Here is a 13180-nt window from a genome sequence, read left to right as displayed (position 1 = left end):
CCGGACCTGAAAACCGTCCTGAATAAAGAAACCTGCCAGATACCGCTATAGATGCGGTCGATTCTGGAAGATTCAAGCGTCAGGGAGTTGATGCAGATCAGAGAGTTTAGCGGGTAAGCCAGACTAAGGAGGCAAAGCGACCGGTACGTGACGCACGGCGATAAGAAAAGAAGCGCGGATCGGTCACGGTACAGAAACCGCCACCATAAACAGCGGTGACACCACGAACCGCCAGACGCAGTCGCGCCAGCTCATAGATGTCGGCCATGAACTTGCCGGCGTTGTGGCTCGGGACAAAGGCTGTCTCGGCTTCGGGCAATTGATTGATGAAGACTTCCCGGACTTCCGGGCCGACTTCAAAGGCTTGCGGGCCGATGGCCGGGCCGAGCCAGACCAGAACGTCTTCGGCGGGCACTTCCAGACTGTCGAGGGTGGCCTCCAGCACGCCGGCCGCCAATCCACGCCAACCGGCATGAGCCGCCGCGACGCGAGTACCGGCACGGTCGCAGAACAGCGCCGGCAGGCAGTCGGCGGTCATCGCCGCACACGCGATACCGGGTGTTGCCGTCCAGCTGGCATCCGCCGTGGCCACCACGGACGAATCAGCATGCGCCACGGCAATCCCGTGCACTTGCTGCAACCAGACAGGCTTTATAGAGAAGTGTTCGGTCAGGCGCCGACGGTTTTCGACGACGGCCTCGGGACGGTCATCGACATGATCGCCCAGGTTGAGGCTGTCGAACGGCGCCTCGCTGACGCCGCCCTCGCGAGTGGTGACACAGGCCTTGACGCTGGCCGGCGCGGGCCAGTCCGGCGTCAGCCAGTTCATCCGATGAATGCCTCGCGGTCCTGTTTGAGCAGGGTCAGCAGCCACACCAGATCTTCCGGCAGCGGCGATTCCCAGCTCATGCGCTCACCGGTGGTCGGGTGATCCAGCTCAAGGAACCGCGCGTGCAGGGCCTGACGCGGGAAGTGCTTGAGGGATTCGACCATGGTCTGGCTCGCGGCCGGCGGAATGCGGAAACGACCGCCGTACGCCGGGTCGCCGACCAACGGGAAGTTGATGTGCGCCATGTGCACGCGAATCTGGTGAGTACGACCGGTTTCCAGCTTCACCCGTACGTGGGTGTGGGAGCGGAAGCGCTCCAGCACGCGGTAGTGGCTGACGGCCGGCTTGCCGCCTTCCATCACCGCCATGCGCTGGCGCTGCTGGCCGTGACGACCGATCGGGGCGTTGATCTTGCCGCCGGCGGTCACCACGCCGATCACGATGCACTCGTAGATCCGGCTGACGCTGCGGCTTTGCAGCTGCGCGACCAGTTTGGTCTGCGCCTGAATGGTCTTGGCCACCACCATCAGACCGGTGGTGTCCTTGTCCAGACGATGCACGATACCGGCGCGCGGGACATTGATGATGTCCGGCACGTGGTGCAGCAAGGCGTTCAGCAAGGTGCCATCAGCGTGACCGGCAGCCGGGTGCACCACCAGGCCCGCAGGCTTGTTGATCACCAGAATGTCGTCGTCTTCATAGACGATGTCGAGTTCGATGTCCTGAGCGACCCATTCACCCTGGGCCTCCTGCTCGGCAGTCAGCTCAAGGATGGCACCGCCATGAACGATGTCGCGCGGGCGGATGACCGCCCCGTCCACAGTCAGGCGACCTTCTTTGATCCAGGCGGAAAGGCGCGAGCGCGAGTGCTCGGCGAAGAGTTGGGCGGCGACTTGATCGAGGCGTTGGCCGCCCAATTCGGACGGCACCTCTGCGCGAAGTTCAATTTTATCGGACATGCTCGGACTGGGCGTCGGCTACAGCCTTTGGTTTCGGCTGCGCGCTTGTGGTTAAATACGGCGTCTTTTGCCCCGGGGCTTTTCAACGGGGCGCTCATCATAACAGGACGGCCCCGCCCAAGACAGCGGCCGTCATAGGGACGCAAGCCGCCATGCAAGTGAAACACCTGCTGCTGATCGCCATCCTCGCATTGACCGCTGCTTGCTCATCGAAGGAAGTCGTAGACGAAAACCTGAGTGAAGCCGAGCTGTACCAGCAGGCTCAACAGGACCTGGACAACAACAGCTACACCAGCGCCACAGCCAAGCTGAAGGCTCTGGAGTCGCGTTATCCGTTCGGTCGCTACGCCGATCAGGCACAGCTGGAACTGATCTACGCCAACTACAAGAACTCGGAGCCGGAAGCTGCAAAGTCCGCCGCCGAGCGCTTCATTCGTCTGCATCCGCAGCACCCGAACGTGGATTACGCCTACTACTTGAAGGGCCTGACCTCGTTCGACCAGGACGTCGGCCTGCTGGCGCGCTTCCTGCCGCTGGACATGACCAAGCGTGACCCGGGCGCCGCCCGCGACTCCTACAACGAGTTCGCCCAGCTGACCAGCCGCTACCCGAACAGCCGCTACTCGCCGGACGCCAAGCAGCGCATGATCTACCTGCGCAACCTGCTGGCTTCCTACGAAATCCACGTGGCCGACTACTACCTGACCCGTCAGGCCTATGTCGCCGCTGCCAACCGTGGCCGTTACGTAGTGGAAAACTTCCAGGAGACCCCATCGGTCGGCGACGGCCTGGCGGTAATGACCGAAGCCTACCAGCGTCTGCATCTGGACGAACTGGCGGCCACCAGCCTGGAAACCCTGAAGCTCAACTACCCGAACCACCCGAGCCTGCAGGACGGTCAGTTCGTGCCTCGCGTTGCCGAAGCCGACAACCGTTCGTTCCTGAGCAAGGCCACTCTGGGCCTGATCGAATCCCGTCCGCCGCTGCCGCCGGGAGAGACCCGCGCCAACCAGGACGTGCAGAAGCAGTTCCAGGACGCGAAAGACGCGATCCCGAACGAGCTCAAGCCAAAAGACGAAAACGGCGACGTGATCGAAGAGCCGGAACCGGAGTCGAGCGACAGCGACCGTTCCATCTTCAGCTACATGACCTTCGGTCTGTTCGACTGATCACTTCGGTGATGCAAAAAAGGGAGATCTTCGGATCTCCCTTTTTATTGCGGCGTGTGATTGGGCTGTGCGCTTGTCGGGTCCTTGGCTAAACTGCCGAATCATTAGCCGAAAAGCCGCCCATCATGCTTCGTTTACTGTTCTGGATTGCCTTGATCGCCGCTGCTGTCTGGTTGTGGCGCAAATTCAAGGCCCCCGCCTCGTCCGCCCGACCGCCTCGCGAACAGGATGCCGCACCGATGGTGCGCTGCGCCCACTGCGGCGTGCACCTGCCCCGCGACCGCGCGCTGAACCTTCAACAGCAGTGGTATTGCAGCCAGGCTCACCTTGAGCAAGGCCCCGGTTCCAGTGATCGCTGAGGCCGAAAACGCCGACAGCAAACAGGCCCAGCGACTGCTGCGCCTCTATCATCTGTACCGTTTGAGTGTCGGCATCACCTTGGTGTTGCTGATCTCCAGCAACATGGACAACCGCCTGCTGACCTCGGCCAACGACGAGTTGCTGCGCAATGGCAGCTGGTTGTACCTGGTGCTGAACATCCTGCTGGTGGTGTTTCTCGAGAACATCCGCCGCCCAGCCCAGTTGTTCGCTCTGGCACTGGTCGACATTCTGCTGCTGTGCGGCGTGTTCTACGCAGCGGGCGGTGTGGCCAGTGCGATCGGCAACTTGCTGATCGTTTCGGTGGCCATCAGCAACACCTTGCTGCGACGACGCATCGGCCTGCTGATCGCCGCCGTCGCCACCCTCGGCATCGTCGGGCTCAGCTTTCTGCTGAGTTTCAGCCATCCCCTGAGCGCCAACGACTATCTGCAGGCCGGCACCCTCGGCGCCTTGTGCTTTGCCGCCTCGCTGCTGGTGCAAGGGTTGATCCGTCGTCTCGAAGTCAGTGAGAACCTGGCCGAGTTGCGCGCCAGCGAGGTCGTGGGGCTCGAAGCCCTCAACGCGCTGATCCTGCAACGCATGCGCACCGGCATTCTGGTGCTCGACGAACAGCGCCGGGTGCAACTGGCCAACCACAGCGCCAAGGCCCTGCTGGGACAAACGCACCTTGAAGGCGACTTGATCGACGACCACTCGAGCGCATTGGTCGAACGCCTGCAACTGTGGCTGAACAACCCGACCCTGCGCCCGCAAAGCCTGAAAATCGCCGGCAACGGCCTGGAGCTGCAGCCGAGCTTCATCGCCCTGGAACAGAGCCCGAATCGCCAGACCCTGGTGTTTCTCGAAGACCTCGCCCAGATCGCCCAGCAGGCCCAGCAATTGAAACTGGCCGCGCTGGGCCGGCTGACCGCCGGTATCGCCCATGAAATCCGCAATCCGCTGGGGGCCATCAGTCATGCCGCGCAGCTGTTGCAGGAATCCGAGGAACTCGACGGCGCGGATCGGCGTCTGACGCAGATCATTCAAGACCACTCCCTGCGCATGAACCGAGTCATCGAAAACGTCCTGCAACTGTCCCGCCGCCAGCAGAGCGCGCCGCAACGGCTGGATCTCAAACCGTGGCTGGAGCAGTTCGTCAGCGAGAGCCGCGAACAGGCCGGCGAGCGCCAGCACATTCATCTGCACATCGGCCCGGGGGATTTCCGCACGTTGATGGATCCCGGCCAGCTCACGCAGATTCTCGACAATCTGTTACGCAACGGCTGGCGCCACAGCGCCCTTTTGCACGATCCGGCCGAGGTCTGGCTGACGCTGTCCATCGACCCCGAGAGCACGCTGGCCGTGCTCGAAGTGCAGGACAACGGCCCCGGCGTGCCGCTGGATCAGCAGGCTCACCTGTTCGAACCGTTCTTTACCACCAGCAGCCAGGGCACCGGCCTTGGGCTTTATCTGTCCCGTGAGCTGTGCGAAAGCAATCAAGCGCGCCTAGACTTCAAATCACGCCAAGGCGGCGGCTGCTTTCGCATCACCTTTGCTCACGGACGGAAACAAAGTTGAACACGAGCCCACGGCAAAAAATCCTCATCGTCGACGACGAGCCGGATATCCGCGAACTCCTGGAAATTACCCTGGGACGGATGAAACTCGACACCTTCAGCGCACGCAATTTCAATGAAGCCCAGGCGCTGCTGCACCGCGAGACCTTCGATCTGTGCCTGACCGACATGCGCCTGCCCGACGGCACCGGCCTGGAACTGGTGCAGCACATTCAGCAACGTTATCCACAACTGCCGGTGGCAATGATCACCGCCTACGGCAGCCTGGAAACGGCGATCAACGCCCTGAAAGCCGGGGCTTTCGACTTCCTGACCAAACCGGTGGACCTGACACGCCTGCGCGAGCTGGTCGGCTCGGCATTGCGCATGCCGGCGCCGGGCAATGTCTGCACTTCGATCGACCGGCGGTTGCTTGGCGACTCTCCGCCGATGCGCAGCCTGCGCAAACAGATCGACAAACTGGCCCGCAGCCAGGCGCCGGTCTACATCAGCGGCGAGTCCGGCAGTGGCAAGGAACTGGTGGCCCGATTGATTCATGAGCAGGGCCCGCGCGCCAGCCAGCCATTTGTGCCGGTGAACTGCGGGGCGATTCCGTCTGAGTTGATGGAAAGCGAGTTCTTCGGCCACCGCAAAGGCAGTTTCAGCGGTGCGGTGGAGGATAAACCGGGGCTGTTTCAAGCGGCCCATGGCGGCACGCTGTTTCTCGATGAAGTGGCGGACCTGCCGCTGCCGATGCAGGTCAAGCTGCTGCGGGCGATCCAGGAAAAAGCCGTGCGCAGCGTCGGCGGGCAACAGGAAACCGTGGTCGATGTGCGCATCCTCTGCGCAACGCACAAGGACCTCGACGCGGAAGTGTCTGCCGAGCGTTTTCGTCAGGATCTGTATTACCGGCTCAACGTGATCGAACTGCGTGTGCCGTCCCTGCGCGAACGTCGCGAGGACATCGAAGCACTGGCCGTCCATATGCTCAAGCGCCTGGCCAATGGCACCGGGCAACCGGCTGCACGTCTTCATCCTCATGCCCTGGAGGCGCTGAAAAACTACCGTTTTCCGGGCAACGTGCGGGAGCTGGAGAACGTGCTTGAGCGGGCGCACACCCTGTGTGAAAACCGCACGATCGAGGCCGAGGATTTACGCCTGAGTGAAGGAAACGCCGCCGCTGAAGGTGGTATTGCCGATCTCACGCAAATCGACAACCTGGAAGACTATCTGGAGAGCGTCGAACGCAAACTGATTCTGCAGGCGCTGGAGGAGACTCGCTGGAATCGCACGGCGGCAGCGCAGCGGTTGAGTCTTTCGTTTCGGTCGATGCGCTACAGGCTGAAGAAGCTGGGTCTGGATTAACGCCTCTTTCGCGGGCTTGCCCGCGAAAGCGATTTGTCAGTCGCCGAAAGAAAAACTGACTAGATCCGTCCGGCCGGTGCATACGGCGCCGGATCAATGATCGGCGCACGCCCCAGCATCACATCGGCAAACAACTGACAGGATGCAGGCGCCAGCACCAGCCCGTTGCGGTAATGCCCGCAGTTCAGCCACAGACCGTCAAAACCCGGAACCCGGCCAATGTAAGGAATGCCTTCGGGCGAGCCCGGCCGCAGCCCGGCCCAGTGCCCCACCACTTCGGCATCGGCCAGCGCCGGCAACAGTTCGACCGCCGATGCCTTGAGGCTTTCCAGCGCATTGTCCGTCGGGGTTTTGTCGAAGCCTTCGTGCTCCAGCGTACTGCCGATGAGAATATGCCCGTCGCGGCGCGGAATCGCGTAGCGCCCCTTGGCCAGCACCATGCTCGGCAGGAAATCCGCCGCGCACTTGTAGAGAATCATCTGGCCCTTCACCGGCTCCACCGGTAGGGAAAGATTCAGAGTCTTGAGTAATTCGCCGCTCCACGCGCCTGCGGTCAAAACGACCTGATCGCCAGCGATCACACCCGTGGAAGTCTGCACGCCTACCACCCGCTCGCCATCACGGACAAACCCGCTGACTTCACACTGCTCGTGAATCGTCACGTTCGGCAGCGCCTGCAACGCCGCTTTCAAAGACTTCACCAGCCGCGGATTGCGCACGTTGGCTACGTCGGCCATGTAGATCGCCCGGGAAAAACCGCCACCGAGCACCGGCACCGCATCATGCGCCGCCGAGATATCCACAGCCCGCAGTGGGCGGTTTTCCCTTTTGGCCCACGCCAGCGCTTCAGATTCGTCATCCAAGTCCAGCCAGTACAGGCCGGTGGTGTGCACTTCGGGATCGACCCCGGTATCGGCAAAAAGGCGTTCGCCCAGTTGTGGATAAAAATCCTGCGACCAGTGCGCCAGCGCGGTGACGGCAGGGCTGTAGCGCCACGGGTACAGCGGAGAGACGATACCGCCGCCGGCCCAGGACGATTCCTGGCCGACGTTCGAACGATCCAGCAGCACCACGCTGCCGACCTCGGAGGCGAGGTTGTACGCGGTGAGCAGGCCAATCACTCCGCCACCGACAATCACCACTTGCTGTTGCCTGGTCATGTTTGATCCAACCGTAAAAAGACAGTGGGCGCAAATGGCGCCCGAAATTAAGCGGCTCAGCGGCCCCAGCAATCCTTGGTGGTCAGCCCGGTGGTCGCGTTGTTCATGCTTCTGACACCGGTGTTGGTGAGGGTGAAATCCCCGCACTTGTCAGTGGCCATGGCCGTGCCGGTCTTGCGGGTCGCAGTCAGCAGGAAGGTCTGATCGGTGATCGTCGGCGTGATGGTGTAGAAATCGTTGCCGGTGCTCAACCCGGTGACACCGGTGTAGACGTTGTTCTTCGAATAGAAGCGTTCGAGGATCTGTGCCTGTTCCGACAAATTGCTGACCACGTCGGCACGGCGGCCCTTCTTCACGTATTCGGTGAGGCTCGGATAGCCGATGGTGATGACGATACCGATGATCGCAATCACGATCATGATTTCGATCAGGGTGAAACCTCGGTTGGATCTGCGCATGCCTCGAACTCTCGCTTACTGAATTTGGCGCCACATGATACGACGGCTGCCGCCGCCGGATTTTTCCACCAGGGTGGTGATACCGCCACTGGAATCGTTCACGACCTTGCGTGATGCACCGTTGACGATGGCGTTCAGGGTCGGGATACCGCCGGTGAACACCACGCCGCTGGAAATCGTATCGTTGCTGTCGACCACGCCATCAGCGTTGGTGTCGAGCACCGCGTAGTTGAGCATCTTACCGCTGAACGCATCGAGTTCGATCAGTTTGCCGGTACCGAAACTGGAACACGGGTCGGTGGTATCGACACTGGCCGTGGTGAACACGATGCGTCCCAGCACCAGACTGGCCTGGTTGATCACCCGTTCGCCGGTCAACGCGTTGTTGTACACCAGCGGCAGGTACCAGCCCTTCTCCGCTGGATAGGTCGTGTCGTTCTGGCTGGTGGTGACGAACTGCCCGGTACTGCCGGAGAACACCCCGGTAATCGCCTGCGCCTGCAAACTGCTGACTGTGATCTGGCCCGACCCGCCATCGGCATCCCACACCGAATAGAACGCCTGCAGATCCTTGTTGGTCTTGTCGGCGGTTTCATTGAATTTGCCGGTGCCGACGAAAATCTGTTTGCCGCCCAGAGCATTGTCCGCCAGCAACGGTTGCGCGGTGATTGGCTGAGTTGCCCCGCCAGCCGTGGTGAACAACGGTTTGCCGGAAAACGCCACGCCCCAGCTGTCGGACGACGTGGCGCTCAGGTCGAATTTCCACAAGCGCCCCTTCAAGTCACCACCATATGCGGCCTGTACCACGTTCTGCGAATTGACCCGCAGCTTCACCGAGGACAAACCGTTGGTGGTTTCCGTACTGTCGATGACGATTTTCCTGATCAGCGAGCCGTCACGCACATCCAGCACATACAGCGCCGCCACCCCGGAGTTGCTGCCGTAACCGTTGGCAATGAACGCCGCCCAGCGACCATCGGCCAAGCGTGCCACCTCCGGACGGGCATAGGCGTAACCCAGATCATTGAAAGCGTTGGAAGTACTGGCGGTGGCGGGCGCGCTGACTTCCCACAAGGCGCGGATAACGTTGCCCGCCGAGGCGTCGAACAGCTGAAGCCCGTAGAAACTCTTGCCACCGGCCCCCGTCCCGCCGATGGCCAGGGTTTTCCAGGCCGTGCCGAATTGCGCGTCGAACACACCGATCTGACCATCCACCAGAAACTTGTGGCTGACGCCGTTGACGTAGTTCGGATCGGCAATAAGGCGCAGCGAGGGCAATACGCTGGACGGCATGTAGGCATAGCGCCGGGTACCGTTGGCCGAGTTGATGACGCTGACAAAACCGTCGTTGGCGTTCACCACCAGGCTGGCATTCATGTTCGAAGCCTTGGTGGTCAGGTAGGTGCTGTAGGTGGTGTCACCGGCCAGATCGGAAGCGGTTTTTTCCGTGGGCGAAGCCAATACGAGCGGCGAGTTGATGATGTCCCCGAGCAATACGCTGCGCACTTTGAGCCCGGCCTTGTTGGTGCCCTTGCTCCATTCGACCAGGTCGATGCCGCTGATGCCGACGGGTAAACCCTGGCTGAGAACGGTCTGCTGGGCCGGGGAGAAATTGCCGTAAGCCAGCGTCACCGCCGCGTTGTTCAGGGTGTTCCACGACTGGTAGGTCGGCGCGGTAGCGCCGGGCACGATGGCGGTGTCGGTGGTCCACAATACCGCCGAGGTGTTGACTGCCCCGGCCGAGTTGAAGCCAAAGGACTTGATCGTGCCGCGCCAGTCCTTGGGGTCATAACTGGTCTGGAAATAACTGGTGCCGCTCGCCAGCGTCGTCCCGCTGGCGACACCGCTGCCGCCGGAGCCGGCCTTGGAGGTGATGTCGCTCAACGCCGAGGACAGCGCGGCATTCAGGCCGGCGCTGTCGGTCGCCTGGTAGTAGCGGCCCTGTCCGTAATCGGCGGCGTCCGAGAGCATGTCGTTGGAAGCGGTAAAACCCACGGTGTAGGTGTTCATGTTCTGCCTGGGAAAATCCACCGCATTCCAGCTCTTGCCTGCCGCGTCGGTACCGGTCGAACGCATGTCGATATCGAAGGCGAACTTGGCGATATCGTCCAGATACAGCGTATCGCCCTCCCCGTCCCCGTTCAGGTTGTTCCCGTCATTGTTGATGCCGTCCCAGTTCGGCAAGCGGCTGCCACCCAGTGGATCATTGCTCGGAAAGGTGCGGTCGTAGGTCGGCAAACCGTCGGTAATGACCACCCCGTAGTTTTTCTGGCAGCGGTACTGGATCGGGCTGGTGTAAGTGCTCGGCGTGCTGTTGTAGTACGGCGCCATCCCGCGCATGTAGCGGGTGATTTCGTAGTAGGTCTCGGCCAGCGGCGTGTTGGCCACCGCGCTCAGGCCGTTGATCGACGAAATCAGTGCGTTGTAGTTGGTGTCGGCCTGGGCCTGGGTCACGCTGCCGCTGACCGGTGACAGGTCGCTGATGGAGCGGGCAATGAAACCACCGTTGCCAGGGTTATTGCTGGTGGCCGGGTTGAAGGTGGCCAGACCCATGCGCAGGTTGCGGTTGCTGGTGACCAGTGCGGTGGAAACGTTGCGCGCCACGTTGATCCGGTAGTCGTTGGGAATCGCGCCGGTGGTGAAGTCGCGCGTGCCGTTGTTGATCGCCAGCCCGACCACATAGGAAATGTAATCCGCCGAATAGCGAGTGTTGCCGCTACCCACCGGATCCGGCAGCTTCAGGCAGAGCGGCGTCAGGCTGTTGTTGTAGAACGCATAGGCACCGCCGGAGCAGCCGGAGGTTGGCAGGCTCGACAGAAAGATCGTATCGCCGGTAATGGCAGTTGAGCTCAGGCACAGGCCGATGACCGCGTTGCACTGGCGGGCCGCCGTGCGATCCACGGTCGGATCAAAACCCGTCGCATAAATGATGCTGTTCATGCTGCCCGAGTCGTCGATCATCAACATCACGTTCGGTGGCACGGCCGCCGCGCTCAACAGCGGCGAATCGGACGGCGTGAAAGCAAACGCCGGTGCAGCCAGATAAAGCCCGGTCAGCATGCCGAGCAGCAGCGACAGCCACTTGAAGCGTCGCTCAGTACTTAGCATAAACACTCTCCACCACACTGCGCGAAGTACCGGCGATGCCGACGGCCGTGACCCTGTACAAAGTCGCCGAGGTGTTGCTCGGCACATTCACCGCCGTCAGGGTCGTGCCGATGTTCTGCACCCCGTAGAACCCGCTGCCAGCGGCGATCCAGGTCACGCCCGACGTGGAGTTGAGCCCCGCTGCGCTGACCACCGAGGATTCCGCCGGCGGCGCACATTGAGTGGTGCTGGCGCACACCGCCAGCGCGTAGCCGTCCAGTTGCACCGCACTTTCACCGATACGCAGTGCCGCCTCGGCAGTCTGGAACGATTGATTGCGCAGGCTCACGCTGCCAGCCATTTTTTCCTGCAGGTTGGCGCTCTGCATCGATGACAGGCCGATCACCGTCAGGAGCAGCAGAAACACCAGACTGACCAGCAACACCATGCCGCCCTGGGACCGTCGCCGATGGAGAGAAACGTTCATCGCTCGCCCCTCACTGCAAGCGGTTGCGCAAGGCGGCAACCACGTTGAAGGTTTGATTGCGGACCCGGTTATTCGGGTCAGTGAGGGTCAGGCTCAGGCGCACGCTGCGGATCCGCGCCGGATCACCCGGGTTGGCGCTGTAGGTGGACGCCGCCACGTCGGTCGCGGAACTCGCAAGACCAAACATCACCGTGAACGCGCTGACGTTGTTCACCAGCACCTGCTGGGCCGGGTTACCGCTGCCGGTGCCCATCAGAATCTGGTTGTTGCTGAAGCTGTAGACCAGCCGACGGATCGGAAATGCGATCTGGCCCGTCGCCGCCCGCGCGCCGGTATAAGCGGTGGCGCTGTTGCGGCAATCGGAGACCACGGTCCAGGTCGGTGTCCCGCCCGCACTGCCGACATCGGCGGTAACCAGGGTCAGCTTGAGGTTGGCGTTGTCCCAGCTGATCGGCGTGATCTGCGCCGTATTGAAATCCCCCGCCGAGCTGGAATCGGTAATCGTGCCCAGGCAGCCGAACATACCCACCATGCGCAGTTCCTGAATCATCTTGCTCAACACGAACCGCGCGTCTTCCTGCATGGCGGCCGCACTGTTCTGGCTGACGTAAGTATTCTTCGCCGCCAGGAAAATCTGCACCACGCCGAGTACCACGATCAACCCCAGCGCCAGAGCAACCAGCATTTCGATCAGGCCAAAGCCCAGGTTTTTGCGCTTCATGGCGTGGCCACCGGATCGACCGCAGCGCGGCTGGTCAGCACAAAGCTGCGGGTTGCACTGGTCGTATTGGCAGCACGCGCGTCACTCCAGGTGATGGTGATGGTGTACACGCGCTGATTGAGGGTGATGCTGCCGGTGGCGGTCGGTCCGCCAAAATTGACGATGTTGGTGGTGAAGTCGTAGAGATCCTGATCCCGGGCGACACTCAGGTTGCCCGTAGTCGGCGGCGTGACAGTGTAGTCGGCGCCCGAATTGGCACGGATCCGGTCCATCATGTCGTAGGCGATGAAACTCGCCTGGCTGGTCATCCGTGAGCTGTCGGTGTACTTCAGCGCATTGAGCTGAACCGCTGCTGCGCCCAGCAACCCGACCGTCAGAATCAGTAACGCGACCAGCACTTCAATCAGCGTCATGCCCTCCTGTGCGTGCTTGCTCCCTGCCCTCATCCGCAATTTCCACCCAATTGAATTCGTCCGTTCAGACACACGTTCAGCGTCCTGCTTTGCGTTCCCAGCACATAACTGATGGCCACCGCCGTGGACGGTGCCGCCAGCCCGCCCAGGTTGTTGAAATCCAGCGCGGTCACTCCAGAGGGTAGCGTCAGAGTCGCGCCGCTGCTCATCGCTGGAACAACCCGCAATACATTGGCCGGAGTGCCAGTACTGTCGTAGACCGACAGTTCACCGGTCCAGACCGTGCCGCCGGCACTCGGCCGCAAGCGGGTGGTGACGCCCCGGTTGATCGCCTCGAGCCTTGCGTAATTGAGGGCCCGTTGCAGGTCGCCGACCTCGGTGTCGGCCTTGCTGCCCTGCACCGAACGGGTGAATGCCGGCACCGCCATCGTGATCAGGATCACAAACACCGCGAGCGCCACCAACAGCTCGATCAGCGTGAAACCTTTTGTACGATGATCCATCGATGCCCTCCGTTGCCGTCGGCTATACCTGTACAAACCTAGAACATTCGACCGGCATGCGCCGGTTGATTTACCGCGTGCGGCGCACGGATTGCGCCGCCGTGCACAATCCA

The 13180-nt window shown here is 61.8% G+C and carries 13 protein-coding genes; 4 read left to right on the top strand and 9 right to left on the bottom strand.

The window, feature by feature from the left end:
• Window positions 1-106: 106 nt before the first annotated feature.
• Complete coding sequence (gene pgeF / locus EIY71_RS06825; RefSeq protein WP_129972813.1) at window positions 107-829, bottom strand: peptidoglycan editing factor PgeF; 723 nt, start codon at window positions 827-829, stop codon at window positions 107-109.
• Window positions 826-1788 carry a 23S rRNA pseudouridine(1911/1915/1917) synthase RluD gene (gene rluD, locus EIY71_RS06820; RefSeq protein WP_085747728.1) on the bottom strand — a complete coding sequence of 321 codons (963 nt, stop codon included), beginning with the start codon at window positions 1786-1788 and terminating at the stop codon, window positions 826-828. Before rluD ends, pgeF begins: the two co-directional genes overlap by 4 nt.
• A gap of 152 nt (window positions 1789-1940) precedes the next feature.
• Here rluD and EIY71_RS06815 point away from each other — a divergent pair, with 152 nt between their 5' ends.
• From EIY71_RS06815 to EIY71_RS06800, 4 genes are all read left to right on the top strand, one after another.
• The gene (locus tag EIY71_RS06815) at window positions 1941-2957 is read left to right on the top strand and encodes an outer membrane protein assembly factor BamD (RefSeq protein ID WP_085747727.1); all 1017 of its coding nucleotides are present in this window, start codon (window positions 1941-1943) and stop codon (window positions 2955-2957) included.
• A 125-nt stretch (window positions 2958-3082) separates the two neighbouring features.
• The gene (locus EIY71_RS06810; protein WP_085747726.1) at window positions 3083-3316 is read left to right on the top strand and encodes a PP0621 family protein; all 234 of its coding nucleotides are present in this window, start codon (window positions 3083-3085) and stop codon (window positions 3314-3316) included.
• On the top strand, window positions 3306-4895 hold the full coding sequence (locus EIY71_RS06805; RefSeq protein WP_085747725.1) for a PAS domain-containing sensor histidine kinase: 1590 nt from the start codon (window positions 3306-3308) through the stop codon (window positions 4893-4895). Before EIY71_RS06810 ends, EIY71_RS06805 begins: the two co-directional genes overlap by 11 nt.
• A complete protein-coding gene (locus EIY71_RS06800) occupies window positions 4892-6238 on the top strand; it encodes a sigma-54 dependent transcriptional regulator (RefSeq protein WP_129972811.1) in 1347 nt (448 codons plus the stop codon). Before EIY71_RS06805 ends, EIY71_RS06800 begins: the two co-directional genes overlap by 4 nt.
• A gap of 59 nt (window positions 6239-6297) precedes the next feature.
• Here EIY71_RS06800 and thiO read toward each other — a convergent pair whose 3' ends face one another.
• The 7 genes from thiO to EIY71_RS06765 are packed head-to-tail and all read right to left on the bottom strand — an operon-like array spanning window position 6298 to window position 13067.
• Window positions 6298-7398, bottom strand: a complete 1101-nt coding sequence (thiO, locus tag EIY71_RS06795) for a glycine oxidase ThiO (RefSeq protein ID WP_085747723.1) — start codon at window positions 7396-7398, stop codon at window positions 6298-6300.
• A 56-nt stretch (window positions 7399-7454) separates the two neighbouring features.
• A complete protein-coding gene (locus EIY71_RS06790; protein ID WP_039771691.1) occupies window positions 7455-7856 on the bottom strand; it encodes a type IV pilin protein in 402 nt (133 codons plus the stop codon).
• A 15-nt stretch (window positions 7857-7871) separates the two neighbouring features.
• Entirely contained in the window at window positions 7872-10964 is a 3093-nt protein-coding gene (locus tag EIY71_RS06785; protein ID WP_134021060.1) for a pilus assembly protein, read from the bottom strand.
• Window positions 10951-11430, bottom strand: coding sequence for a PilX N-terminal domain-containing pilus assembly protein (locus EIY71_RS06780; RefSeq protein ID WP_085747720.1), 480 nt, complete (start codon window positions 11428-11430; stop codon window positions 10951-10953). The genes EIY71_RS06785 and EIY71_RS06780 overlap by 14 nt, the downstream gene beginning before the upstream one ends.
• Before the next feature lie 10 nt (window positions 11431-11440).
• The gene (locus EIY71_RS06775; RefSeq protein WP_134021057.1) at window positions 11441-12151 is read right to left on the bottom strand and encodes a PilW family protein; all 711 of its coding nucleotides are present in this window, start codon (window positions 12149-12151) and stop codon (window positions 11441-11443) included.
• Complete coding sequence (gene pilV / locus EIY71_RS06770) at window positions 12148-12597, bottom strand: type IV pilus modification protein PilV (protein ID WP_085747718.1); 450 nt, start codon at window positions 12595-12597, stop codon at window positions 12148-12150. Before pilV ends, EIY71_RS06775 begins: the two co-directional genes overlap by 4 nt.
• On the bottom strand, window positions 12594-13067 hold the full coding sequence (locus EIY71_RS06765) for a GspH/FimT family pseudopilin (RefSeq protein ID WP_085747717.1): 474 nt from the start codon (window positions 13065-13067) through the stop codon (window positions 12594-12596). Before EIY71_RS06765 ends, pilV begins: the two co-directional genes overlap by 4 nt.
• Window positions 13068-13180: the final 113 nt, after the last annotated feature.

The sequence above is a fragment of the Pseudomonas sp. CH235 genome (assembly GCF_004368175.1).
In the GTDB taxonomy this organism is placed as follows: domain Bacteria; phylum Pseudomonadota; class Gammaproteobacteria; order Pseudomonadales; family Pseudomonadaceae; genus Aquipseudomonas; species Aquipseudomonas paraglycinae.
The sequence above is the reverse complement of the archived record's forward strand: the minus strand, read 5'-3'. Positions and strand labels throughout refer to the sequence as shown.